This window comes from Paraglaciecola sp. 2405UD69-4 (assembly GCF_047525415.1).
Classification (GTDB): Bacteria; Pseudomonadota; Gammaproteobacteria; order Enterobacterales; family Alteromonadaceae; genus Paraglaciecola.
In genome coordinates, this window is the sequence record NZ_JBLIXM010000001.1 from 564,639 (window position 1) to 589,919 (window position 25,281).

Genomic DNA, 25,281 nt, shown 5'->3' on the forward strand with positions numbered 1-25,281 from the left:
GCTGTCAACTTGAACTAGTTGGTAGGTAAATTACTCAAGAGTAATGTGAGCTTGGCAAATTTAATTGTTGTTTCAAACCGTCAAAGGGTCAGTGGGGTACAGTGCATTCAATGCAAGAGCATCTAAACGGGGATAAAAATGTTGAATAAGACGTTACCAACTTATGTGTGGTTTTATGCTGCGTTATTTTTATCTCTGTTATGTCATCCTAAGGCTGGCGCTGACACTAGTATGGATGTTCTAAAAGTGGGTATCTTACACGCTCAAGAGCCTCCATTTGTATATTTTAATCCTAAAGACGAGATATATGCAGGCATTCTAATTGATATGTCTGAAGAGTTAGGCCGGCGCATGGGGCTTAAGGTTGAGTTTATTCCTACACCTCGTAACAAGGTTGAAGCGAATATTTTAAGTGGAGAATATAACGCCACTTTTTTAGCTAAAAGTTGGGTATCGATTCAAGAAAAAGTTTTGTTTAGTGAACCGTTTTATTACTACTCCGAATATCTTTACTCAACTACTCCCTTTGAAAGCAGCGGTGCCATAGAAAGCTGGGCTCGAGGTAAGACAATCTGTACCCGGGACAATTTTGTACATCCGGTTATTGACCCTCTACTAAAACAAAATATTTTAAATAGATTAAATGTTTCCGTAGGCGCTCCTATTATAAAAATCATGATGAAAGGGCGATGCGATTTAGCCTTAATAGATGAGTTTAGAAAAGAGTGGTTAGTGAATAATATTCCTAACATGAGTGACATTTATCGTACTCCTAATTATGTATCTAAAGAGTTTATTTCTTTGATGTTGAACAAAGATTGGCAACACAGATTGCAAGATTTTGACTCCACAATAATAACTATGAAGCAGACAGGGGTTATTGATGAAATTGTCACCCGGCATTCAACTCGCAAATTAGATTATCTAGATTCGATGTAAATCATTCTTAATTTGAATGATAGATAGCTATGAATATTTGTGAGTTGTTGTTTTAACCTTATTTGCTTTCCATATGTAGCTACGCCATTCAGTCCTGCTGGACTTCAATTATTAACCAAGAAGAGAACACTATGAGCGACTTAGTTACTTACCAAATTGACAATAATGTAGCCACTATCACTTTGCAAAATGGAAAAGTGAATGCTATTTCCCATGATGTTATCGATGAGCTAAATAAAGCCTTAGACAAAGCAGAGCAAGATAAAGCAGTTGTTGTACTAACAGGCCAACCAGGCATGTTGTCTGGTGGTTATGATTTGAAGATTATGAGCGAAAGTATGGATGCTGCTATGGCCCTTGTGGCTAAAGGGTCTAGCCTTACCAGACGTATGTTGTCTTTTCCTATGCCTGTTATCGTTGCATGTAGTGGTCATGCTGTAGCTAAAGGTGCCTTCTTACTACTGGCAGCAGATTACCGCGTTGGGGTAGAAGGGGCGTTTAAAATTGGCTTAAATGAAGTCGCTATTGGTATGACAATCCATCATGCTGGGGTAGAATTAGCGAGAGGTCGTTTAGCTCCCGTGTTTTTTAATCGTTCTGTGGTTTTAGCTGAAATGGTATCTCCTCAAGAAGCTGTGACAGCAGGGTTTTTAGATAAAGTGGTTGCCCAGCAGGAGTTGCTACCTACTGCTAATGCTATTGCCCAAGCTATGACTAAATTAGATATGAAGGCACATTACCAAACTAAATTGAAAGCCCGTGCAGAATTATTGCAAGTGCTAGACGAAAGTATTGAAAAAGACCGCCATAGCAGTTTGTAATTGAAAACTGTGTAACCAAAGAGATTATTTTGAATAAAGAATTTGCTTCATTAGGCCTAAATAACGCCTTACTTGATAATTTAGAAACCATGGGTTTCAAAGAGATGACTGAAATACAGGCAATGAGTTTGCCTGCCATCATTGAAGGTAAGGACGTAGTTGCCAAAGCTAAAACAGGTAGTGGCAAGACGGCCGCTTTTGGCTTGGGGTTACTTCATAACCTTAATGTGAAGCGATTTAGAGTCCAAGCTTTGGTGATGTGTCCTACTCGTGAGCTGGCAGAACAAGTTGCACTAGAAATTCGTAAATTAGGTCGGGGAATCCATAATATTAAAGTGCTTACTTTATGTGGAGGTACACCTATGGGCCCTCAGATTGGCTCATTGGAACACGGCGCGCACATTATAGTAGGAACGCCTGGGCGTATTATGGATCACTTGTTTCGCCAGCGCTTAGATTTAAGTGAAGTGAATACCTTAGTGCTTGATGAAGCTGACCGAATGTTAGATATGGGGTTTGAAGTGGAAATGGCAAAGGTTATTGATGCTGTGCCGCTTGATAGACAAACCTTATTATTTTCAGCGACTTATCCAGATACAATTGCACAAATTAGTAAAGATGTGCAGCGCGACCCCATTGAAGTGAGTGTTGAAGCAACCCACGAAACTAGTAAAATTGAACAGTTGTTTTTTGAAGTAGAAGAAGCACACAGAGTAAAAGCGGTTGCGGCTATGTTAAGCCATTATCAACCCGAATCGGCGATAGTGTTTTGTAATACTAAAATTGCCTGCCAAGAGGTATTTGATGAACTTAAGTCTTTGGGAGTCTCTGTTTTAGCGTTACACGGTGACTTAGAACAAAGAGAAAGATCTCAAGTGTTGGCGAGGTTCGCCAATAGAAGTGTTTCTGTATTAATTGCGACAGATGTTGCTTCACGTGGCTTAGATATTAAAGAAGTAAATGCTGTTATTAGCTATCAAGTTACGCCAGATCCAGAAGTTCATATCCATAGAATAGGCAGGACTGGCCGAGCCGATGCTAAAGGGTTAGCGTTGACTATATGCTCGCCAAAAGAAATGCATCGGGCGAACGCTATAGAAGATTATCAACAGTCCAAAATTAAGTGGACTGGTATCCAAGCTTTGCGTTTTCATGCCAATCGTTTAATTCAGCCTGAATACGCTACTATTTGTATTGATGGTGGCAAAAAGAGCAAAATTCGCCCTGGAGACATATTAGGCGCTCTGACTAAAGATGCAGGGATAGAGTTTGATGATGTGGGTAAAATCAATGTTACTGCCACTCACACCTATGTTGCCGTCAAAACTCGCAGTGTAAAACGAGCACTCAAGCAGTTTAATGAAGGCAAGTTAAAGGGCCGTAAATTTAAAGCTCGTAAATTTGTTTAATATTGGTACGAACATGTACACTCTTTTATCTTGATTGAAATAAAATGGGGCCTATTGGCTCCATTTTTATTTTTACTAATGCTGAAGTACTATGATGTTTGGCGACAGTGCACTTTGTTGAATAATTACCCGGAGTAAGAATGAACGCGACTATCTTGGCCCTTGTAGGGTACATTTCTTGGATATTAATTTTATTGCTTGGAATTGCAACTTATCGCACTTCTTTGGTTATTAAGAAGCAAAAGGCACCTAACGGCTTTAAATCTGATGGCTCCGACTCTCCTCCTTTTGGCGAACGTTTAAGTCGTGCTCTGGGTAATTGTGTAGAGAGTTTTGCATTTATTGGAGGCTTGCTGTTATTGGCATTAGCAACCAACTCAGCTTTTATTACTAATGACCTTGCTTGGTTTTTACTTGGGGCTAGGTTAGGGCAATCTATTACCCATCTTATTTCAACTAGTGTCTTGGCTGTACAAATACGCTTTGCATTTTTCTTGGTTCAAGTGGGTATTTGCGGTTTTTGGGTACTGCAATTCTTAAATAAGTTTACAAACCTTTAACACTGCGCCATCTAGACGAAATTATGATCATAAAAGTGTTACGTTGAGTACTATAAAATAAGGTATTCTGGTTAACTTAATTTTAAAACAAAGGGTGTCTTTAAAAACGTAAGCACCCTTTGCCAGTCCAAGGTCTACAATCTTCATGTTTTCATTTTTTGAACGGTTAACTAACCCGTTTCCAGCAGCTCATCCTGAGCAACCCCCTAAAACCATTTTTGCTTTTTGTCGTTATTATACTCAAGGTATGTGGCCGGTAATTTTTTGCGTGTCATTTTTAGCCGCAGCGATAGCCATCATCGAAGTCTCTTTGTTTGGGTTTTTAGGGCAGCTAGTAGACTTGTTAGCTTCTAGTGAAAGGGAAAACTTTTTAGAGAAAGAGTCTAGTAACCTCATTTGGATGGGGATACTGATAGTGGTTATTTTGCCTATTTTAGTGATCACTCAGTCTTTATTGTCACATCAAGGCTTGATGGGGAATTACCCCATGAAAATCAGATGGCAGGCACACCGCTATATTATTGGCCAAAGCTTGGGGTTTTTTCAAAACGAATTTGCTGGAAGAGTGGCGACTAAAGTCATGCAAACAGCATTAGCTGTGCGCGAAACAGTCATGAAAACCTTAGATATATTAGTTTATGTGAGTGTGTATTTTGTCAGTATTGTGTTTTTGGTTTTTACAGCGGATTGGAGGTTAAGTACGCCTTTGATAATTTGGTTTTTAGTGTATGTGCTTATATTGCGGACCTTGATACCAAAACTGAAGCAGGTATCACAAAAGCAAGCGGATGCACGCTCCATGATGACAGGCAGGATAGTCGATAGTTATACCAATATCACAACAGTGAAACTGTTTGCCCACACCAGTCGTGAAGCCGAATATGCAAAAGAAGGCATGATGGGGTTTTTGAAAAGTGTTTATCCGCAAATGCGTCTGGTTACTTTGTTGTATGGGTGCGTGTGGTTTAGTAATGCACTACTAGTGTTTGGGATCAGCGCTCTAGCCATTTATTTGTGGATGTTAGAGCTGGTCACCCCAGGTGAAATTGCGATTACCGTTAGCTTATGTTTGAGGTTAAATGGTATGTCTCAATGGGTGATGTGGGAGGTGTCATCTTTGTTTGAAAATATTGGTACTGTGCAAGACGGTATTAATAGTTTGTCTGTACCTGTAGCAGTTAAAGATGAGCCTAATGCTAAGGCATTGCAAATGAAAGGCGGCCAAATTCATTTTGATAATGTTAACTTTGGTTACCAAGGTGCAAACGACCTACCTATTAGCGTATTTAAAGATCTCAATATAACAATTAGCGCTGGAGAGAAAGTAGGTTTAGTCGGGCGTTCGGGCGCTGGTAAATCAACCTTAGTAAACTTGTTATTGCGATTTTACGATATTCAAAGCGGTAGCATTAAAATAGATGGGCAGGATATAAGCCAAGTACAACAAGAAACCCTACGAGCTAATATTAGTATGGTGACCCAAGATACCTCTTTATTACACCGTTCTGTGCGAGATAACATTTTATATGGTCGTTTAGATGCTAGCGAAGAGGACATGCTAAAGGCTGCAAAGCAAGCCGAGTCCCACGAATTTATTCAGAGCCTCACTGATTTACAAGGAAGGGTTGGCTACGATGCCCATGTAGGTGAGCGAGGTGTTAAATTATCTGGTGGTCAGCGTCAGCGCATAGCTATTGCTAGGGTGATGTTGAAGGATGCCCCTATTTTGATTTTAGATGAGGCAACGTCAGCATTAGACTCAGAAGTAGAGGTGGCGATTCAGCAATGTTTAGATAGGGTAATGGAAAACAAAACAGTGTTAGCCATAGCCCATAGATTATCTACTATTGCCCAGATGGATAGATTATTGGTATTGGACGAGGGCCGTATTGTCGAGCAAGGATCTCATAGTGAATTGATCGCTAAAAATGGTATTTACGCCAAGTTATGGGAGCACCAAACAGGTGGATTCATTGGTGTTGAATAAATAGCTTTAACATTCATTTAGTTAATGAACTTATGCAAAGCAATAGGGGGTAATAGCGGTGCTTAAACAAATTGAAGATAATTTTGTAGCACCGCCTTGTTTTGAGAATATCACTATATTGTACGAAGATGATTACTTACTAGTCATAGATAAACCAAGCGGTTTATTGAGCCTGTCAGGTAAAAATCCTAAAAACAAGGACTCTGTACATTATCGCTTGGTTCAAGATTACCCTAAGATTACATTGGCTCACCGTTTGGATTTTGGTACATCAGGTGTGATGCTCTTGGCTAAAACTAAGCAGGTAAACGCTAACCTGACAAAGCAATTTCAAAATAAAACTGTAAAAAAGCGTTATGAATCAATTTTAGCTGGATGCTTACAGCAAAATGAAGGTGTTATAGATTTACCTATAGCGAAGGACCCAGCACTGTTTCCAAGGCTTAAAATCTGTCAGCGTAGTGGAAAGCAGGCACAATCGCAGTTTCAGGTGTTAGAAAGGTTAGGTGCCCCATCTCGCACAAGAGTTATATTTACCCCACTAACAGGACGAACACATCAGTTACGAATACACAGCCAAGCCCTTGGACATGCTATTCTTGGTTGTGATTTGTATGGTTCAGAGGAAACCCAGCGCATGGCACCAAGGCTTCTATTACATGCGCTAGATATCTCAATTTGTCATCCTGACACTCAGCGGCGGGTAACATTTACCTCGCCTTGCTCATTTTAAATGTTAATTAAAGCAGCAATAAGACCGATTAAACCGCCAAATACGCCGCCCCAAACTACCAGCCATCCTAGGTGTTGCTTTATCATTGTTTGCACTATGTTTTTAACAATTTCTGGGGTGAGCTCTTCCAGTCTTTGCTTTACAACCTTAGCTATATTTTGCTGTATATCCTCTTGAGTACCAGATTGCTCTAGGTGCTCTTGTAATAAGCTTTTAAAGTTATCTGATTGAGCAATCTTCTCTACAGCTTCTGTCATCTTGTTTACAAATGGTTGGCGCATGGGCTCTAAGGCTTCTGTACCACCAAACATTCCTAGCATTTGCCCAAATGATGACGCTTTGACTACCTCGATTAACGAGTCGAAAGTGGGAGATAGATCTATCTTTGCAATGATAGGGGCTAAGTCAATGCTATTGGCACCTTTATCTGTGATAAACCGTTCAATATTTGCCTGTGTGAAAAACTCAGTCATGAGTAAGCTTTGGATGCTTTGTTTAAATTCCTCAAAACGCGTAGGTATCACACCTGAGCCATACAGGCCTGGCACTTTTTCAAAAAGCATATGTACAGCTAACCAATTTGTGACTGCTCCGGATAGAGCAAATATGCCGATGTTTTTAAGTAGGCTATGATCTAAAAGAATGCCGGCCAAAAGTATGAAAAGTGCTATGACATTTGTAATTAAGCTTTTATTCAAAATACAGACTCCTTTGAAAATAAAGATTATTTTGAGTGGTTTGGATAATTATTAAAACGGTAAGGTTTATATCAATAAAAATATTGGTGTCAATGTAAAATCTTGAATGGAACTAATCTCTGATGAATCTAATACCAATCTAGGTTATCGCTATGTGGGTAAACTGGAGGTTATCAATTTTGGACTTGCCTAAGTTTTAGCATAGTACGCATATTAATAACTAAAAATAAAGATTCTACTAAAACACCTCCGATAGAGAAGACAAGGTAATTATGAGCAAGCCAGCATATAGTGCCCATTGACATTAACAGTCTCAACTTTATGCCTTGCATTCTGAACACTGCAACAGTACCTAGACTAGTAGCAATTACTGGAAGAAAGTGGATCAGGCTTTCAATATTAGGGATAGCAAGCACCCAAACAACGAATATAAATCCATACATTATCTTTAAACTATTTGTTTTACTTGATGCATAGTTTCTTAGGCTCCCTAAAAATGCCATTAATGCCCCAGTCCATTGCTCGAGCATAACAAAGTGCACCGCCATAACTAGGGTAAACACAGTTAAAAAATAGCGTAGCTTTTGGTCGTCTTTTTGAAAAAAGGCACTGACTCCAATACACAGTGCTAATAAACCAACACTTTGTGCAGCGGGGTTTTCCCAGAAAAGAGCATTTAAAGCAGATAAGATAGTAATGGGCAGGCCAGTATTATGAATGAAGTATTAGTAGCAATATTCTAAGCCCTTATTCAGTATTTATACTAGTTCATTTGAGTATAGTCAGACATTTATAAAGTTAATTACAACTCTATGTAACTTGTATTGGTTTTTCTGCTTGAATCCCCATCATCAATAAGTATAATACGCCACCCTCCCGTGTATGATTCTAAATTTTTCCTGAAAAAATCTATGTTTCAACAAGGGTAGTGTGACTAAAATTTGTATTATCGCCGATATACTTAGCGGTAAAACATTATTATTTTAGGGGTGTAGTTCCAATTGGTAGAACGGCGGTCTCCAAAACCGACGGTTGGGGGTTCGAATCCCTCCACCCCTGCCATATAAAAATAAGTTACAGGTTCAAGGATTGGGCTGTAAAGAATAAGATAGATGAGAGGTGGAGGGTGAGAACCCCCATGGGTTTGACAAGTCGTCTGGAACGATTTGAACCGCGTTAGCGCCGCTTGCGGTCAGTTACAGGGATGTAGCTGAGTTAATCCCTCCACCCCTGCCATTTTTGATACATAAAAGTTGTTGAATTAGATAAGTCTACTTTGGGTAACCAAAAAGGCGTAACAGAATTAAGGTTTAGCATGAGCGAAAATACAGAAAGCAGTTCCAACTCTCTAGATGTGTTGAAGTGGCTGTTAGTCTTTGGTTTGTTGGCTGGAGTGGTTGCTTTCAACCATTTATTCCCTGAGCTTTCAGTGCTGTATATTGCGCTAGTAGCGGTTGCAGGTGTAGGTATTGCTGGGTTTATTGCATCCACAACCGTTAAAGGTAGTACTTTTTTAGCTTTTGCTAAAGACTCTCGCACTGAAGTGAGAAAGGTTGTGTGGCCAACTCGTCAAGAAACTACTACAACGACTATGATAGTGTTAGCTGCAACTGTTGTTATGTCACTCCTGTTATGGGGTTTAGATGGCATTATTGTAGAAGTTGTTTCTTTTATAACCGGATTAGGGATTTAAGCTATGTCTGACAAAAAATGGTACGTGGTTCAAGCGTTTTCTGGTTATGAAGGCCGTGTTCAAAAAACATTGCTTGAACATATTAAAATGCATGAAATGGAAGATTCATTTGGTGAAATTTTAGTTCCTACTGAAGAAGTTGTTGAGATGCGCGCTGGACAACAGCGTAAAAGTGAACGTAAATTTTTCCCAGGTTATGTATTGGTTCAAATGGATATGAATGAAGATTCATGGCATTTGGTTAAAAGCGTACCTCGTGTCCTTGGGTTTATTGGTGGTACATCAGATAGACCTGCACCAATTACAACTAAAGAAGCGAATGCTATTCTAAACCGTCTAGAAGAAGGCGTGGATAAGCCAAAACCAAAAACTTTATTCGAACCAGGCGAAGTGGTTCGTGTTACCGATGGTCCATTTGCAGACTTCAATGGTGTGGTGGAAGAAGTCGACTACGAGAAGAGCCGTTTAAAAGTGTCTGTTCTTATCTTTGGTCGTTCTACACCAGTAGAATTAGAATTTGGCCAAGTAGAAAAAGGTTAGATTTAATCTTACGAAAAAAGGATGCTTCGGCATCCTTTTTTATTTTCTGGAGTTTGAGGGAACAAATTAGGTAATTAAACTAAATTTAGCCTTGCTCCTGTTTAAAACTTCATCTATAATGCGCGACCCGATTTTATTGAAAGGGAAGCCGTTTGAGTAAGCATTCTCAATGTTTACAAGGCGTTATACCCAAATTAGAGAGTAATAATCATGGCGAAAAAAGTCACTGGCTTAATTAAGCTACAAGTAGCAGCAGGTGCTGCTAACCCTAGTCCACCAGTTGGTCCTGCTTTAGGTCAACACGGTGTAAATATCATGGAATTCTGTAAAGCGTTTAACGCAAAAACAGAATCTCAAGAAAAAGGCGCTCCAGTTCCAGTAGAAATTACTGTATATGAAGATCGTTCTTTTACCTTCGAAACTAAAACTCCACCTGCATCTTATTTACTTAAGAAAGCTGCTGGAATAAAAAGTGGTTCTGGCCGTCCTAATACCGAAAAAGTAGGTAAAGTGACTCGTGCGCAATTAGAAGATATTGCTAAAGCGAAAGAACCTGATTTGACTGCAGCGAATTTAGATGCAGCAGTAAACACCATCGCTGGCTCTGCACGCAGCATGGGCTTGGTAGTAGAGGGATAAGACATGGCTAAATTATCAAAACGCGCTCGCTTAGTTAAAGAAAAAGTTGATGCGACTAAAGAATATGAGTTCAATGAAGCTGTTGCTTTATTGAAAGAATTAGCTACTGCTAAATTTGCTGAAAGCATTGATGTATCAATTAACCTTGGTATCGATGCTAAGAAATCTGATCAAAACGTTCGTGGTGCAACTGTACTACCTAACGGTACTGGTAAAGATGTTCGTGTTGCAGTATTCACTCAAGGTGCAAATGCTGAAGCGGCTAAAGAAGCTGGTGCAGACATAGTAGGTATGGATGACTTAGCTGATTTAGTTAAGAAAGGCGAAATGAACTTTGACGTTGTTGTTGCTTCTCCTGATGCAATGCGCGTTGTTGGTCAATTAGGCCAAATCTTAGGTCCACGTGGCCTTATGCCTAACCCTAAAACTGGTACAGTAACTCCAGACGTAGCAACAGCAGTTAAAAATGCTAAAGCTGGTCAGGTTCGTTATCGTAACGACAAAAACGGTATTATCCATGCTAGCATCGGTAAAATCGCTTTTGAAGCAAACCAAATTCAAGAAAACCTAACTGCATTGCTTGAAGCGCTTAACAAAGCTAAGCCTTCATCAGCTAAAGGTACTTACATCAAGAAAGTAAGCCTTAGCACAACAATGGGTGCAGGTGTTTCTGTAGATCAAACTACTTTAGGCGCTTAAGCTAGTTTGATTTTAGCAATTAGTCATTAATGACTGGTTGTTTCTCTGTAAAGGTTATGGGTTGGAGTCTAAGTTAGGCTTGTTGCAAGATAAGTTTAACAACAGACTCCCGTCCAAGACCGCAGGCGTAAGTTGGTAAATGAAGTAAGAGAGCATTTACCTAGAGAGTAATTTTAATATTACATATTGCAAACAACTTACTTAAAAAACGAGCCTGCGCAGACGGTGGTTTCGACTCAGACTCTCTGGGATTAACGAACACCGTAGAGCGGTGGATTTACTTTGAATAACATCTTAGTAATGATATCAATCTGTGAATCCTGAGGCGGATATTTCCTAAGGAAATGAAGTTTCAGACTTTAAGAGGTGAACACAGTGGCATTAGGCTTAGCAGCAAAAAAAGAGATCGTAGCGGAAATTACCGACGTCGCATCTCAAGCTCTATCTGTTGCCGTTGCTGAATACCGTGGCATGGAAGTGGCAGAATTAACTGAACTTCGTGTTAAAGCTCGCGAACAAGGTGTTTACTTACGAGTAGTTCGTAACACTCTTGCAAAACGTGCTTTAGCTGATAGTAAGTTTTCTGACATGGACAGTGCGTTAACTGGTCCGTTGATCTATGGTTTTTCTATAGATGCACCTGGTGGTGCTGCTCGTCTTTTCAAAGACTATGCAAAAACTAACGACAAGTTAAACGTAACTGCACTTTCTATTGGCAGTGGTTTATTGGGTCCAGAAAAACTGGAAGCAGTAGCATCACTACCTACCCGCGACGAAGCGTTGGCAAAACTACTTGCTACCTTCAAAGCACCTGCCGAGAAATTCGTTCAAACTATCAACGAAGTTCCAGGCAAATTTGTGCGTGTATTGGCGGCGATCAAAGACGAAAAATAATTTTCGTTTTTGTACATTTAAATTTTTAACATTAAACCCAGGAGTTTAGAGAAATGGCTCTAACTAAAGATGATATTTTAAACGCTATTGCTGAAATGCCAGTAATGGAACTAGTTGAACTAATCGAAGCGGCTGAAGAAAAATTCAACGTTTCTGCTGCTGCAGCTGTAGCTGTTGCTGCACCTGCTGCTGGTGGCGCTGAAGCTGCTGCAGAACAAACTGAATTTGACGTTGTAATGACTTCTTTCGGTGGAAACAAAGTTGCAGTAATCAAAGCTGTTCGTGGTGCAACTGGCCTAGGTCTTAAAGAAGCTAAAGAAGTAGTTGAATCTGCTCCTAAAGCTATCAAAGAAGGCGTATCTAAAGAAGAAGCTGAAGAACTTAAGAAGACGCTTGAAGAAGCTGGCGCTGAAGTTGAGCTTAAATAATCTGCCTAAACACAGATTGTTAGCCTGAAATGGCGTAGGCTGGTGACTTTTTAGTCACCAGCCTTTTTGCGCTGTAGGATTTGGTATTTTCATCCTTTGATATGAATCCTAGCAATAAAGCGCAAAATGTATTTTAAATCTAATAAAACCAATAAGTTAAGTAAGCCTCTTAATGAATTTGGAAAAGATTTAATTTACAAGTTAAAGGATAGCGGAAGTTTGTTTAACGAGTGCACTCATTAAACAAGTTGGGTCAAAAATCGGCAGGCTGAGGAACCCATGGTTTACTCCTATAGCGAAAAGAAACGTATCCGTAAGGATTTTGGCAAACGCCCACAGGTATTGGAAATACCGTATCTACTTTCAATCCAATTAGATTCTTTTAAGAAATTTATTGATCTTGACGAAGAAGGTCAACATGGATTGGAAGCAGCATTTAGATCAGTATTTCCAATCAAAAGTTACTCTGGTAACGCTGAATTACAATATGTAAGTTACCGTTTAGGTGAGCCAGTATTTGACGTCAAAGAATGTCAGATACGTGGTGTTACATATTCAGCCCCTCTACGTGTGAAATTGCGTTTAGTGTTGTTCGACAGAGAAGCAGCACCAGGCACAGTAAAAGACATTAAAGAGCAAGAAGTCTACATGGGTGAAATACCACTTATGACTGATAACGGTACCTTCGTTATCAATGGGACTGAGCGTGTTATCGTGTCGCAATTACACCGTTCTCCAGGCGTGTTCTTCGATCACGATAAAGGGAAAACTCACTCATCAGGTAAAGTTTTGTATAACGCACGAGTTATACCTTACCGTGGTTCGTGGTTAGACTTTGAATTTGACCCTAAAGATAACTTATTCGTACGTATTGATAGACGTCGTAAATTGCCGGCTACTATCATTTTACGTGCACTAGAAATGACCACTGAAGAAATTCTAGATCTTTTCTTTGAAAAGAACCAGATTCGAATAGATGGCGAAAAATATTTGTCAGACATTGTGCCAGACCGCTTGCGTGGTGAAACCGCACAATTTGATATTCTAGATGCTCAAGGAAAAGTACTTGTTGAAGCGGGTCGCCGTATTTCAGCACGTCATACTCGTGCATTAGAAAAAGCAAAAATAACTGAGCTAGAAGTTCCTGCTGAATACTTGGTAGGTCGAGTGTTCGCACGTGACTATATAAACGAAGAAACTGGCGAAGTGATTGTTAGCGCAAACGATGAGCTAACATTAGAAAATCTTGCTGAATTAACAGAAGCAGGCGTTACATCTTTTGATACTTTATATATCAACGAATTAGATCACGGTGCTTATATTTCTGATACGTTACGGATAGATAATTCAACTAATAAGCTAGAAGCCTTAGTTGAAATTTACCGTATGATGCGTCCTGGTGAACCACCTACTAAAGATGCAGCAGAAACTCTGTTCACTAACTTATTCTTCTCTGATGATAGATATGACTTATCTTCAGTTGGACGTATGAAGTTCAACCGCCGTCTAGGGCGTGAAGAATCTACCGGTTCTGGTACGTTAGATAATGACGATATCGTTTCAGTAATGAAGCAACTTATCACTATTCGTGATGGTAAAGATGAAGTAGATGATATCGATCACTTAGGTAACAGACGTATTCGTTCTGTAGGTGAAATGGCAGAAAACCAATTCAGAGTTGGTTTAGTTCGTGTAGAGCGTGCTGTTAAAGAGCGTCTAAGCTTAGGTGACCTTGATGCAGTAATGCCACAAGACCTAATTAACGCTAAGCCTATTTCTGCTGCCGTTAAAGAGTTCTTTGGTTCAAGCCAATTATCTCAGTTTATGGATCAGAACAACCCGTTGTCAGAAGTCACGCATAAACGTCGTATTTCTGCATTAGGCCCAGGTGGTTTAACACGTGAAAGAGCTGGATTTGAGGTACGTGATGTACATCCAACTCACTACGGTCGTGTTTGTCCAATCGAAACCCCTGAAGGTCCTAACATCGGTTTGATCAACTCACTTTCGAGTTTTGCTAGAACTAACGATTTTGGTTTCTTAGAAACGCCTTATCGTAAAATTGTTGACGGTTTAGTAACTGACGAAATCGATTACTTATCTGCAATCGAAGAAGGTCAATTTGCTATCGCACAGGCTAACGTAGTCTTAGATGACGAAGGTAAGCTTGCTGAAGAATTGATCCCTTGTCGTTTCCGTGGTGAAACTACATTAATGCCAGTTGATGACATCAAATACATGGATGTCTCACCACAACAGATCGTATCTGTTGCTGCAAGCATTATCCCGTTCCTAGAACACGATGATGCTAACCGAGCATTGATGGGTGCTAACATGCAACGTCAAGCCGTTCCTACACTAATTGCTGAAAAGCCTTTAGTAGGAACAGGAATGGAGAAAACTGTAGCCGTTGACTCTGGTGTAACAGTTGTAGCTAAACGTGGTGGTTTTGTTGATTATGTAGACGCAAGTCGCATCGTAGTTAAAGTGAACGAGTCAGAAATGACTGCAGGTGAAGCAGGTATTGATATTTACAACCTGACTAAATACACCCGTTCAAACCAAAATACATGTATCAATCAGAAACCAACATGTAATGTTGGCGAGCCTGTAGTGGCTGGTGATGTATTAGCTGATGGTCCATCCACTGATATGGGGGACCTTGCTCTAGGGCAAAATATGCGTATCGCATTTATGCCTTGGAATGGTTACAACTTCGAAGATTCAATCTTAATCTCTGAGCGTGTAGCACAAGAAGACAGATTTACTTCTATTCACATTCAAGAGCTAAGCTGTATCGCTCGTGATACTAAGCTTGGTCCAGAAGAAATAAGTGCTGATATCCCGAATGTTGGTGAGTCTGCCTTAGGAAAACTGGATGATTCTGGTGTTGTTTATATTGGTGCTGAAGTTAAAGGCGGCGATATCTTAGTTGGTAAAGTGACACCAAAAGGTGAAACCCAACTTACCCCAGAAGAGAAACTTTTAAGAGCAATCTTTGGTGAGAAAGCGTCTGATGTTAAAGATACATCACTACGTGTACCTAATAGTGTTCATGGAACGGTTATCGATGTTCAAGTCTTCACTCGCGATGGTGTTGAAAAAGATAAACGTGCTCGTGAAATCGAAGATATGCAATTGCGCGAAGTTAAGAAAGACTTAGGTGACGAGTTTGGTATTCTAGCTGACGGTATTTTCGCTCGTGCTAGCAACTTATTGCTTAAATCTGGTGTTTCGCAAGAGAAGCTTGAGAGTTTACCTCGTGATAAATGGTTTGATTTAACCTTAAGTGACGAAGACGCACAAGCAGAGCTTGATCAAATTGCAGAGCAGCATAGCGAAATTAAAGCTGACTTTGATACCAAGTTTGAAGTTAAGCGTCGTAAAATCACTCAAGGCGATGATTTACAACCAGGTGTACTTAAGATTGTTAAGGTTTACCTAGCTGTTAAACGTCACATCCAACCTGGTGATAAAATGGCGGGACGTCACGGTAACAAAGGTGTTATCTCAACTATACAACCAGTTGAAGACATGCCTTACGACGAAAACGGTACTCCTGTAGATATCGTATTGAACCCGCTTGGTGTACCTTCGCGTATGAACATCGGTCAGATTCTAGAAACTCACTTAGGTATGGCTGCAAGCGGTATCGGTGTGAAAATCGACCGTATGTTGAAAGAACACGAAGAGATGGCTAAGTTACGTAACTTCCTTAAAGAAGTTTATAGTGCTGGTAAGTCACATCAGGTTGTTGATATCGATAACTTTACCGACGACGAAGTAACCCGTTTAGCCGGCAATTTACGTAAAGGTGTGCCTATGGCAACACCAGTATTTGACGGTGCTACGGAAGCTGAAATAAAGCATATGTTAACCCTAGCCGACATTCCTGAAAGTGGACAAATCACTTTGTTTGACGGTCGTACAGGTCGCCCATTTGAGCGTCCAGTAACTGTAGGTTATATGTACATGCTGAAACTTAACCATTTGGTTGATGACAAAATGCATGCTCGTTCTACTGGTTCATATAGCTTGGTTACACAGCAGCCGTTGGGTGGTAAAGCTCAGTTCGGTGGTCAACGTTTCGGAGAGATGGAAGTATGGGCACTAGAAGCATATGGTGCTGCATATACTCTACAAGAAATGTTAACCGTTAAGTCCGATGACGTGAATGGCCGTACTAAAATGTATAAAAACATTGTTGATGGTGATCATCGTATGGAACCTGGTATGCCGGAATCATTCAACGTATTGTTGAAAGAGATCCGTTCACTAGGTATCAATATCGAACTAGAAGAGCAATAAAACGCTCAGGTATAGCTTGTAGACCGACAGTCCTGTTAGTGTGATAAGCACTAACAGGATCTTTGCAACTGACTCCGCTGGAGAGAAATGTGAAAGATTTATTAAAGTTTCTTAAGCAACAACATAAGACTGAAGAGTTCGATAATATTCGAATCGGCTTAGCTGCTCCGGATATGATCCGTTCGTGGTCTTTTGGTGAGGTTAAGAAACCAGAAACTATTAACTATCGTACTTTTAAACCAGAGCGTGATGGTTTGTTCTGTGCTCGTATTTTTGGGCCAGTAAAAGATTACGAATGCTTATGTGGTAAGTATAAGCGCCTTAAACACCGTGGTGTTATTTGTGAAAAATGTGGAGTTGAAGTTACTTTAACTAAAGTACGTCGTGAGCGTATGGGACACATTGAACTGGCAAGCCCAGTTGCACATATCTGGTTCCTTAAATCATTACCATCTCGTATCGGCCTAATGTTAGATATGACATTACGTGATATTGAGCGTGTACTTTATTTTGAATCATACGTGGTGTCTGAGCCAGGTATGACTACGCTAGAGCGTAGCCAGCTTCTAACTGAAGAAGAGTATTTAGACGCGTTAGAAGAACATGGTGACGAATTTGAAGCAAAAATGGGTGCAGAAGCAGTATTTGAATTGCTAAAAGCACTAGATGTTGATGCTGACGTTGTTGCTATGCGTGAAGAGTTACCTACTATTAACTCTGAAACTAAGCGTAAGAAAATTACTAAACGTTTGAAATTATTAGAATCTTTCCAACTATCTGGTAATAAGCCAGAGTGGATGATTTTAACAGTTCTTCCTGTTTTACCACCAGATTTACGTCCATTAGTACCACTAGATGGCGGCCGTTTCGCGACGTCTGATCTAAACGATTTGTATCGTCGTGTTATTAACCGTAATAACCGTCTTAAGCGTCTTCTAGACCTAGCTGCACCAGACATCATAGTACGTAACGAAAAACGTATGTTACAAGAAGCGGTAGATGCGCTTCTTGATAATGGTCGTCGTGGTCGTGCTATTACGGGTTCTAACAAGCGTCCTCTTAAGTCTTTGGCTGATATGATCAAAGGTAAGCAAGGTCGTTTCCGTCAGAACTTGCTAGGTAAGCGTGTTGATTACTCAGGTCGTTCTGTAATCACAGTTGGTCCTACTTTACGTTTGCATCAATGTGGTCTTCCTAAAAAAATGGCACTCGAGTTATTCAAGCCGTTTATCTATGGAAAATTAGAAGGTCGTGGTTTAGCTACTACTATTAAAGCAGCAAAAAAATTAGTTGAGCGTGAAGATCCAGAAGTTTGGGATGTACTTGATGAAGTAATCCGTGAACATCCGGTCATGCTTAACCGTGCACCAACACTTCACAGACTAGGTATTCAAGCTTTTGAACCTATTCTAATTGAAGGTAAAGCTATTCAGTTACACCCATTGGTTTGTGCGGCATATAACGCCGACTTCGATGGTGACCAAATGGCGGTACACGTACCTTTGACTATCGAAGCACAGTTAGAAGCTCGTGCATTGATGATGTCTACCAACAACATTCTTTCACCAGCCAACGGTGAGCCTATTATCGTACCTTCACAGGACGTTGTAATGGGCTTGTACTATATGACACGTGACCGTGTTAATGGTAAAGGTGAAGGCATGGTATTCACCAGTCCAAAAGAAGCTGAAAAAGCATACCGTACGGAAACTGCTGAATTACATGCTCGCGTTAAAGTTCGTATCACTGAATATGACGTTGACGCTGAAGGTAATAAAGTTGAAAAAATTACGTTAACTGATACTACAGTTGGTCGTGCAATCTTCTCTGAAGTATTGCCAAAAGGTGTACCTTTTGAATTGATTAACCAAGCTATGGGTAAAAAGCAGATTTCTAAACTATTGAACGCTTGTTACCGTTCACTTGGTTTGAAAGATACAGTTATTGCTGCTGACCAAATCATGTATACAGGATTCCACTATGCGATGATCGCCGGTGCATCTGTTGGTATAGACGATATGGTAATCCCTGACGCTAAGAAAGACATCATTGAAGGTGCCGAAGCTGAAGTTTACGAAATCCAAGAACAATTCCAATCAGGTCTTGTAACTGCGGGTGAACGTTATAACAAAGTTATCGATATCTGGTCTAATGCAAACGAAAAAGTTGCAAAGGCTATGATGGAAAACCTATCTAAAGAATCTGTATTAAATCGTGATGGCGAAATGGAAGAGCAAGCTTCTTTCAACTCGGTATTTATGATGGCCGATTCTGGTGCTCGTGGTAGTGCCGCTCAGATTCGTCAGTTAGCGGGTATGCGTGGCTTGATGGCAAAACCAGATGGTTCAATCATCGAGACTCCAATTACTGCAAACTTCCGTGAAGGTCTAAACGTACTTCAGTACTTTATATCTACTCACGGTGCTCGTAAAGGTTTGGCCGATACGGCACTTAAAACTGCTAACTCGGGTTATTTGACTCGTCGTCTAGTAGATGTTGCACAAGATTTGGTTATTAATAACGATGACTGTGGCACGTTCGAAGGTGTTAAAATGACACCACTAATTGAAGGTGGTGACGTTGTTGAGCCTCTTCGTGAACGTGTACTAGGTCGTACTGTAGCCGAAGACGTATTAAAGCCTGGTACTAACGAAGTGCTAGTAGAGCGTAACGTTCTGTTAGACGAAGCGCTAGTAGACATGCTTGAAGAAAACTCAGTTGACCAAATTATGGTTCGCTCTGTAATTACTTGTGATAATGACTTTGGTGTTTGTGCTAAATGTTACGGTCGTGACTTGGCTCGTGGACACATGGTTGGTCACGGTGAAGCAGTTGGTGTTATCGCCGCTCAATCAATCGGTGAGCCAGGTACACAGCTTACCATGCGTACTTTCCACATCGGTGGTGCAGCATCAAGAGCGTCGGCTGAAAACAGCGTACAAGTTAAGACTACCGGTACATTGAAGTTACATAATGCGAAATTCGTACGTAACACAGATGACAAAGTAGTGATTGTTTCTCGTTCAACTGAAATCACTATTATTGATGATCAAGGTCGTGAGAAAGAACGTTATAAAGTACCTTACGGTGCAATCTTAACAACAGATGACGGCGCTAAAGTAGAAGCTGGTGAAGTAGTTGCTAACTGGGATCCGCATTCGCATCCAATCGTTACTGAACGTGCAGCTAAAATTAGCTTTGCTGACGTTGATGATAGTAACACTGAGATGCAGCAAGATGAGTTAACTGGTTTAACTCGTATCGTTGTTAACGATCTATCTAAAGCGAACGCTAAAGAGCCTAAGCTAATTCTTGAGAGTGCTGAGTTTGGTTTACAAGAAATACGCTTACCAAGCTTTACGACCATCGAAGCAACTGATGGTATGGATGCTAAGCCTGGTGACGTGTTAGCACGTATACCACAAGAAAGCTCAAAAACTCGTGATATTACCGGTGGTCTACCACGTGTTGCTGACTTGTTTGAAGCTCGTAAGCCTAAAGAGCCAGCTATCCTTGCAGAAGTTTCAGGTACAATTGGCTTCGGTAAAGAAACCAAAGGTAAGAAGCGTTTAACTATCACACCTAAAGGTGAAGATCATTACGAAGAGATGATTCCAAAATGGCGTCAACTTAACGTATTTGAAGGTGAGTCTGTGGAAAAAGGTGAAGTAATCGCCGATGGACCAGAGTCTCCACATGACATCTTACGTTTACGTGGTATTAGTGCTGTTTCTAACTATATCGTTAACGAAGTACAAGAAGTTTACCGCTTACAAGGGGTAAAAATTAACGATAAGCATATCGAAGTTGTTATTCGTCAAATGTTGCGTAAGTGTTTAATCACTCATGCTGGTGACAGTAACTTCCTAGAAGGTGAGCAGTTAGAAGTATCTAACGTGAAAATCGCTAACCGTGAATTGGAAAAGCAAGGGAAAATCCCTGCTCAGTACGAAATACAGTTATTGGGTATCACTAAAGCGTCATTGTCTACTGAGTCATTTATCTCAGCAGCATCTTTCCAAGAAACAACACGTGTTCTTACTGAAGCCGCAGTGCAAGGTAAAGAAGATGAGTTACGTGGCTTGAAAGAAAACGTTATTGTTGGTCGCTTAATACCAGCTGGTACTGGATTCTCGTATCACCAAAAACGTACTGCTAGAAAACTAGCAGAATTGCAAGAACTAGAAGAACCTTCTGTTTCTGCATCTGAAGCTGAATTAGCATTAACTGAAGCATTAAACGCTGAAGTAAGTGATAGTCCAGCAGACGAGTAAAAAATAAGATCAAATTTGATCTGAAAGGGTAAAAGTTGTCGCTAAAGCTATATAAAATAGACTTTAGCGATACTCCTACTTGACAGTTCAGCTATTGATCATTAGACTTCCGCGACCCGAAATTTGGTGATGATTTCATCACTTAATTAAGGCTCGCGGATTTTTCGCGTTTTACGCCCTAATAAAAGGGCAAACAGTCGTAATTTTAATCAGGAGCTTGTTAATGGCAACAGTTAACCAGTTAGTGCGCAAGCCACGCAAACAACCTGCGACGAAGAGCAACGTCGCGGCTTTGCAGGCCTGTCCACAACGTCGTGGAGTATGTACTCGTGTATATACAACCACACCAAAGAAGCCGAACTCTGCATTACGTAAAGTATGTCGTGTTCGTTTAACCAACGGTTTTGAAGTATCTTCATATATCGGTGGAGAAGGTCACAACCTACAAGAGCACAGTGTTGTTCTTATTCGTGGTGGTCGTGTTAAAGATTTACCAGGTGTTCGTTATCACACAGTTCGCGGTACATTAGATTGTGCTGGTGTAAGTGATCGTCGCGCTGGCCGTTCTAAGTACGGCGCAAAAAGGCCTAAGTCTTAACGGTTCTCCGTTAGTAAGGCCAAACTATAGTATTAATTGAGTTTTGGGAATCCCCTGAATTCTACGGAGAATTGAGATGCCAAGAAGAAGAGTCGTAGGACAACGTAAAATCCTACCAGATCCTAAGTTCGGATCAGAGTTATTAGCTAAATTTATGAATGTCGTGATGTTAGACGGCAAGAAATCGACTGCTGAAAAAATCGTTTACGGTGCGCTAGATATTGTTGCTTCTAAAGCTGACAAAGCACACTTAGACATATTTGAAGATGCGTTGGACAATATCCGCCCTACGGTAGAGGTTAAATCTCGTCGTGTTGGTGGTTCTACTTATCAAGTGCCAGTAGAAGTACGTCCAGTTCGTCGAAATGCTCTAGGTATGCGTTGGTTAGTTGACGCTGCCCGTAAGCGTGGTGAAAAATCAATGGCTCAACGCCTTGCAGCTGAAATGCTCGACGCTGCTGAAAACAAAGGTTCTGCGGTTAAGAAACGTGAAGACGTTCACCGTATGGCCGAAGCTAACAAAGCATTCGCTCACTACCGTTGGTAATAAGAGAAAGCTATGGCTCGTAAAACGCCCCTTGAGCGTTACCGTAATATTGGTATTGTCGCCCACGTTGATGCTGGTAAAACTACCACCACTGAACGTGTTCTTTTCTACACCGGTCTTTCTCATAAGATCGGTGAAGTCCATGATGGCGCAGCCACCATGGATTGGATGGAACAAGAACAAGAGCGCGGCATAACCATTACATCGGCTGCCACGACCTGTTTCTGGTCGGGCATGAACAAGCAATATGATCAACACCGTATCAATATTATAGATACTCCTGGGCACGTAGACTTCACAATTGAAGTTGAACGTTCTCTTAGGGTACTTGATGGTGCGGTAGTGGTTTTTTGTGGTTCCTCTGGTGTAGAACCTCAATCTGAAACTGTCTGGCGTCAAGCTGACAAATATCACGTTCCTCGTATGGTATTTGTTAACAAGATGGACAGAGCAGGTGCAGACTTTGAGCGCGTAGTAAAGCAAATTAAAAATCGTTTAGGGGCTAATTGCGTTCCTATCCATTTAAATATTGGTGCCGAAGAAACCTTTAAAGGTGTTGTTGATCTTATCAAGATGAAAGCCATTAATTGGAATGAATCTGATCAAGGTATGACGTTTACCTACGAAGAAATTCCTGCTGATTTAATCGACCGTGCTGAAGAACTTCGCACTGAGTTGGTTGAAGCTGCAGCTGAAGCTACCGATGAGTTAATGGATAAATATTTGGAAGGTATTGACCTTACCGAAGACGAAATCAAATTTGGCTTACGAAAGCGTACACTTGCTAATGAAATTGTTCTTGCAACCTGTGGCTCGGCATTTAAAAACAAAGGTGTTCAGGCAGTACTTGATTCTGTAATCGAGTTTTTACCTGCTCCAATGGATGTGCCAGCAATTACAGGTGTACTAAACGACAAAAATGAAACGGAAGCAGAGCGTCCAGCGGATGACAATGCTCCTTTTTCAGCTTTAGCATTTAAAATTGCTACAGACCCATTTGTCGGGACGTTAACCTTCTTTCGTTGTTACTCTGGTGTGGTTAACTCTGGTGATGCCGTTTACAACCCTGTAAAAGGTAAACGAGAGCGCTTTGGACGTATTGTTCAAATGCATGCCAAAGATAGAGAAGAGCTTAAAGAAGTAAGAGCAGGAGATATTGCTGCCGCTATAGGGCTAAAAGATGTGACGACGGGTGACACTTTATGTGATCCAGATCATGTTATTACCCTTGAGCGTATGGAATTCCCAGAACCGGTAATTTCTATAGCAGTAGAGCCTAGATCTCAGCCAGACCAAGAAAAAATGGCTATTGCCCTTAGTAAGCTAGCGGCAGAAGACCCATCTTTCAAGGTAAACACCGACGAAGAAACTGCACAAACAATTATATCGGGTATGGGTGAACTGCACCTTGATATCATTGTCGACAGAATGAAACGTGAGTTTGGTGTTGACTGTAATGTAGGTAAACCACAAGTTGCTTACCGTGAGACAATACGCTCTAGCGTTGAAGTTGAAGGTAAGTTTGTTCGTCAATCAGGCGGTAAAGGCCAGTATGGTCACGTTTGGTTGAAGCTCGAACCTAATGAAGAAGGCGCTGGATACGAATTTATTAACGAAATAGTAGGTGGTGTGGTTCCAAAAGAATTCATTCCTGCAGTTGATAAAGGTATTCAACAACAAATGCAAAGTGGTGTAGTAGCTGGGTATCCGGTACTTGATGTAAAAGTAACTTTATACGACGGTTCTTATCATGATGTTGACTCTTCAGAAATGGCGTTTAAAATCGCTGGGTCGATGGGATTCAAGAAAGGAGCTGCAGAAGCAAATCCTGTTTTACTTGAGCCAACCATGAAAGTTGAAGTTACCACTCCAGAAGACTGGATGGGTGACGTAGTCGGTGACCTTAACAGGCGCCGCGGTATGATTGAAGGCATGGATGATGGTGTTGCAGGTATAAAAATTATACATGCAAAAGTACCGTTATCAGAAATGTTTGGTTATGCTACTGATTTGCGTAGTGCAACTCAGGGTAGAGCCTCATACTCTATGGAATTTTTTAATTACGCAGAAGCGTCTAATGCGGTGGCAAAAGCCATCTCCGAGTCGCGACTGTAAATCTTAATGAAGGTCTGGTCCGGTTATCTATTCCATTAGGGTAGGGGCCGGACTTTTAACTAGGAAACCAGTAAAATGGCAAAAGAAAAGTTTGAACGTACTAAACCGCATGTAAACGTAGGTACTATTGGCCACGTTGACCACGGTAAAACCACATTAACAGCTGCAATCACAACTGTATTGGCAAAAACTTACGGTGGCGATGCATCTGCATTTGATCAAATCGATAACGCTCCAGAAGAGCGTGAGCGTGGTATCACAATTTCAACGTCTCACGTTGAATATGATACTCCAACACGTCACTATGCCCACGTAGATTGTCCTGGTCACGCCGATTATGTTAAAAACATGATCACTGGTGCTGCTCAAATGGACGGCGCAATCCTAGTTGTTGCAGCTACAGATGGTCCTATGCCACAAACACGTGAGCACATCTTGTTAGGCCGTCAGGTTGGCGTACCTTACATGGTTGTTTTCATGAACAAATGTGACATGGTAGACGACGAAGAATTACTAGAATTAGTAGAAATGGAAGTACGTGAATTACTTTCAGAATACGAATTCCCAGGTGACGACTTACCAGTAATCCAAGGTTCTGCTCTTAAAGCCCTTGAAGGCGAAGCAGAATGGGAAGCGAAGATTGTTGAACTAGCAGAAGCGCTAGATTCATACATCCCAGAGCCAGAGCGTGACGTTGACAAGCCTTTCCTACTTCCAATTGAAGATGTATTCTCAATTTCAGGTCGTGGTACGGTTGTAACAGGTCGTGTTGAGCGTGGAATTTTACGCACAGGTGACGAAGTAGAAATCGTAGGTATCAAAGAGACAACTAAGTCAACTTGTACTGGTGTAGAGATGTTCCGTAAGCTTCTTGACGAAGGTCGTGCTGGTGAGAACGTTGGTGCGTTGTTACGTGGTACTAAGCGTGAAGACGTAGAGCGTGGTCAAGTATTAGCTAAGCCAGGTTCAATCAACCCACACACTAACTTCGAAGCAGAAGTATATGTATTGTCTAAAGATGAAGGTGGCCGTCATACTCCATTCTTCAAAGGCTACCGTCCACAGTTCTACTTCCGTACAACTGACGTAACAGGTGCAGTAGAGCTTCCTGAAGGCGTAGAAATGGTAATGCCAGGTGACAACCTTAAGTTCAAAGTAGAGCTTATCAACCCAATCGCGATGGACGAAGGTTTACGCTTCGCAATCCGTGAAGGTGGCCGTACAGTAGGTGCGGGTGTTGTTGCTAAGATTTTAGACTAGTTCTAAATTAAGCAATTCAAGAAAGGTCACTTAGGTGGCCTTTTTTATTGCCCGTAGCTTCTGTACGGTACCCTGAATGGATACCTCCGTGACTATTTTCCGGAGGGCCGGCTCGTCGAAACAAAATAGAACATGCGCA

Annotated in this window: 20 protein-coding genes and 1 tRNA gene; 19 read left to right on the forward strand and 2 right to left on the reverse strand. The window is 41.0% G+C overall.

What is annotated here, in order from left to right; all coding sequences use genetic code 11:
• Positions 1-138 precede the first annotated feature (138 nt).
• The 6 genes from ACMUMK_RS02550 (at position 139) to ACMUMK_RS02575 (ending at position 6,449) form a co-directional block, all read left to right on the forward strand.
• The gene (locus ACMUMK_RS02550) at positions 139-939 is read left to right on the forward strand and encodes a substrate-binding periplasmic protein (RefSeq protein ID WP_414699556.1); all 801 of its coding nucleotides are present in this window, start codon (positions 139-141) and stop codon (positions 937-939) included.
• 131 nt (positions 940-1,070) lie between these two features.
• Entirely contained in the window at positions 1,071-1,760 is a 690-nt protein-coding gene (locus tag ACMUMK_RS02555; RefSeq protein ID WP_414699557.1) for a crotonase/enoyl-CoA hydratase family protein, read from the forward strand.
• A 29-nt stretch (positions 1,761-1,789) separates the two neighbouring features.
• Positions 1,790-3,169 carry an ATP-dependent RNA helicase DbpA gene (gene dbpA, locus ACMUMK_RS02560; protein ID WP_414699558.1) on the forward strand — a complete coding sequence of 460 codons (1,380 nt, stop codon included), beginning with the start codon at positions 1,790-1,792 and terminating at the stop codon, positions 3,167-3,169.
• Positions 3,170-3,309: 140 nt separating this feature from the next.
• Entirely contained in the window at positions 3,310-3,729 is a 420-nt protein-coding gene (locus ACMUMK_RS02565) for an MAPEG family protein (RefSeq protein WP_414699559.1), read from the forward strand.
• Positions 3,730-3,874: 145 nt separating this feature from the next.
• On the forward strand, positions 3,875-5,716 hold the full coding sequence (locus ACMUMK_RS02570) for an ABC transporter ATP-binding protein (protein ID WP_414699560.1): 1,842 nt from the start codon (positions 3,875-3,877) through the stop codon (positions 5,714-5,716).
• A gap of 58 nt (positions 5,717-5,774) precedes the next feature.
• The gene (locus ACMUMK_RS02575) at positions 5,775-6,449 is read left to right on the forward strand and encodes an RluA family pseudouridine synthase (RefSeq protein WP_414699561.1); all 675 of its coding nucleotides are present in this window, start codon (positions 5,775-5,777) and stop codon (positions 6,447-6,449) included.
• On the opposite strand, the gene ACMUMK_RS02580 is transcribed toward ACMUMK_RS02575, so the two are convergent.
• Positions 6,446-7,147, reverse strand: coding sequence for a DUF445 family protein (locus ACMUMK_RS02580; RefSeq protein WP_414699562.1), 702 nt, complete (start codon positions 7,145-7,147; stop codon positions 6,446-6,448). The two genes, ACMUMK_RS02575 and ACMUMK_RS02580, sit on opposite strands and share 4 nt — an antisense overlap.
• A gap of 173 nt (positions 7,148-7,320) precedes the next feature.
• Positions 7,321-7,866 (reverse strand): YgjV family protein, encoded by a 546-nt coding sequence (locus tag ACMUMK_RS02585; protein ID WP_414700317.1) that lies wholly within the window; start codon positions 7,864-7,866, stop codon positions 7,321-7,323.
• A 266-nt stretch (positions 7,867-8,132) separates the two neighbouring features.
• Between ACMUMK_RS02585 and ACMUMK_RS02590 the strand changes: the two genes are divergently transcribed.
• From ACMUMK_RS02590 to tuf, 13 genes are all read left to right on the forward strand, one after another.
• Positions 8,133-8,209, forward strand: a tRNA-Trp gene (locus ACMUMK_RS02590).
• A gap of 253 nt (positions 8,210-8,462) precedes the next feature.
• Positions 8,463-8,840, forward strand: a complete 378-nt coding sequence (gene secE / locus ACMUMK_RS02595; RefSeq protein ID WP_414699563.1) for a preprotein translocase subunit SecE — start codon at positions 8,463-8,465, stop codon at positions 8,838-8,840.
• 3 nt (positions 8,841-8,843) lie between these two features.
• Positions 8,844-9,380 (forward strand): transcription termination/antitermination protein NusG, encoded by a 537-nt coding sequence (nusG, locus tag ACMUMK_RS02600; protein ID WP_133471468.1) that lies wholly within the window; start codon positions 8,844-8,846, stop codon positions 9,378-9,380.
• A 210-nt stretch (positions 9,381-9,590) separates the two neighbouring features.
• Complete coding sequence (rplK, locus tag ACMUMK_RS02605) at positions 9,591-10,019, forward strand: 50S ribosomal protein L11 (protein ID WP_414699564.1); 429 nt, start codon at positions 9,591-9,593, stop codon at positions 10,017-10,019.
• Between the two features lie 3 nt (positions 10,020-10,022).
• Complete coding sequence (gene rplA, locus ACMUMK_RS02610; protein WP_414699565.1) at positions 10,023-10,718, forward strand: 50S ribosomal protein L1; 696 nt, start codon at positions 10,023-10,025, stop codon at positions 10,716-10,718.
• A 375-nt stretch (positions 10,719-11,093) separates the two neighbouring features.
• Positions 11,094-11,612: a 50S ribosomal protein L10 gene (gene rplJ, locus ACMUMK_RS02615; protein ID WP_414699566.1), complete on the forward strand. Its 519-nt coding sequence runs from the start codon at positions 11,094-11,096 to the stop codon at positions 11,610-11,612.
• 53 nt (positions 11,613-11,665) lie between these two features.
• Positions 11,666-12,040, forward strand: a complete 375-nt coding sequence (gene rplL / locus ACMUMK_RS02620; RefSeq protein WP_414699567.1) for a 50S ribosomal protein L7/L12 — start codon at positions 11,666-11,668, stop codon at positions 12,038-12,040.
• A 279-nt stretch (positions 12,041-12,319) separates the two neighbouring features.
• Positions 12,320-16,348, forward strand: a complete 4,029-nt coding sequence (rpoB, locus tag ACMUMK_RS02625) for a DNA-directed RNA polymerase subunit beta (protein ID WP_414699568.1) — start codon at positions 12,320-12,322, stop codon at positions 16,346-16,348.
• An 89-nt stretch (positions 16,349-16,437) separates the two neighbouring features.
• Positions 16,438-20,622, forward strand: coding sequence for a DNA-directed RNA polymerase subunit beta' (gene rpoC / locus ACMUMK_RS02630; RefSeq protein WP_414699569.1), 4,185 nt, complete (start codon positions 16,438-16,440; stop codon positions 20,620-20,622).
• 223 nt (positions 20,623-20,845) lie between these two features.
• Positions 20,846-21,220: a 30S ribosomal protein S12 gene (gene rpsL / locus ACMUMK_RS02635; protein WP_007623100.1), complete on the forward strand. Its 375-nt coding sequence runs from the start codon at positions 20,846-20,848 to the stop codon at positions 21,218-21,220.
• A gap of 76 nt (positions 21,221-21,296) precedes the next feature.
• Positions 21,297-21,767 carry a 30S ribosomal protein S7 gene (gene rpsG, locus ACMUMK_RS02640; RefSeq protein ID WP_133471475.1) on the forward strand — a complete coding sequence of 157 codons (471 nt, stop codon included), beginning with the start codon at positions 21,297-21,299 and terminating at the stop codon, positions 21,765-21,767.
• Between the two features lie 12 nt (positions 21,768-21,779).
• Positions 21,780-23,882 carry an elongation factor G gene (gene fusA, locus ACMUMK_RS02645; RefSeq protein ID WP_414699570.1) on the forward strand — a complete coding sequence of 701 codons (2,103 nt, stop codon included), beginning with the start codon at positions 21,780-21,782 and terminating at the stop codon, positions 23,880-23,882.
• 75 nt (positions 23,883-23,957) lie between these two features.
• Positions 23,958-25,142 carry an elongation factor Tu gene (tuf, locus tag ACMUMK_RS02650; RefSeq protein ID WP_414699571.1) on the forward strand — a complete coding sequence of 395 codons (1,185 nt, stop codon included), beginning with the start codon at positions 23,958-23,960 and terminating at the stop codon, positions 25,140-25,142.
• The last annotated feature ends 139 nt before the right edge of the window (positions 25,143-25,281 follow it).

What these genes read in the sequence shown, in the direction of transcription:
- ACMUMK_RS02570 (WP_414699560.1), top strand. Translation starts at nt 3,875, where the DNA reads ATGTTTTCATTTTTTGAACGGTTAACTAACCCGTTTCCAGCAGCTCAT.
- tuf (WP_414699571.1), top strand. Translation starts at nt 23,958, where the DNA reads ATGGCAAAAGAAAAGTTTGAACGTACTAAACCGCATGTAAACGTAGGT.
- ACMUMK_RS02555 (WP_414699557.1), top strand. Translation starts at nt 1,071, where the DNA reads ATGAGCGACTTAGTTACTTACCAAATTGACAATAATGTAGCCACTATC.
- rpsG (WP_133471475.1), top strand. Translation starts at nt 21,297, where the DNA reads ATGCCAAGAAGAAGAGTCGTAGGACAACGTAAAATCCTACCAGATCCT.
- rpsL (WP_007623100.1), top strand. Translation starts at nt 20,846, where the DNA reads ATGGCAACAGTTAACCAGTTAGTGCGCAAGCCACGCAAACAACCTGCG.
- rplA (WP_414699565.1), top strand. Translation starts at nt 10,023, where the DNA reads ATGGCTAAATTATCAAAACGCGCTCGCTTAGTTAAAGAAAAAGTTGAT.
- ACMUMK_RS02550 (WP_414699556.1), top strand. Translation starts at nt 139, where the DNA reads ATGTTGAATAAGACGTTACCAACTTATGTGTGGTTTTATGCTGCGTTA.
- rplK (WP_414699564.1), top strand. Translation starts at nt 9,591, where the DNA reads ATGGCGAAAAAAGTCACTGGCTTAATTAAGCTACAAGTAGCAGCAGGT.
- ACMUMK_RS02565 (WP_414699559.1), top strand. Translation starts at nt 3,310, where the DNA reads ATGAACGCGACTATCTTGGCCCTTGTAGGGTACATTTCTTGGATATTA.
- rpoB (WP_414699568.1), top strand. Translation starts at nt 12,320, where the DNA reads ATGGTTTACTCCTATAGCGAAAAGAAACGTATCCGTAAGGATTTTGGC.
- fusA (WP_414699570.1), top strand. Translation starts at nt 21,780, where the DNA reads ATGGCTCGTAAAACGCCCCTTGAGCGTTACCGTAATATTGGTATTGTC.
- secE (WP_414699563.1), top strand. Translation starts at nt 8,463, where the DNA reads ATGAGCGAAAATACAGAAAGCAGTTCCAACTCTCTAGATGTGTTGAAG.
- rplL (WP_414699567.1), top strand. Translation starts at nt 11,666, where the DNA reads ATGGCTCTAACTAAAGATGATATTTTAAACGCTATTGCTGAAATGCCA.
- nusG (WP_133471468.1), top strand. Translation starts at nt 8,844, where the DNA reads ATGTCTGACAAAAAATGGTACGTGGTTCAAGCGTTTTCTGGTTATGAA.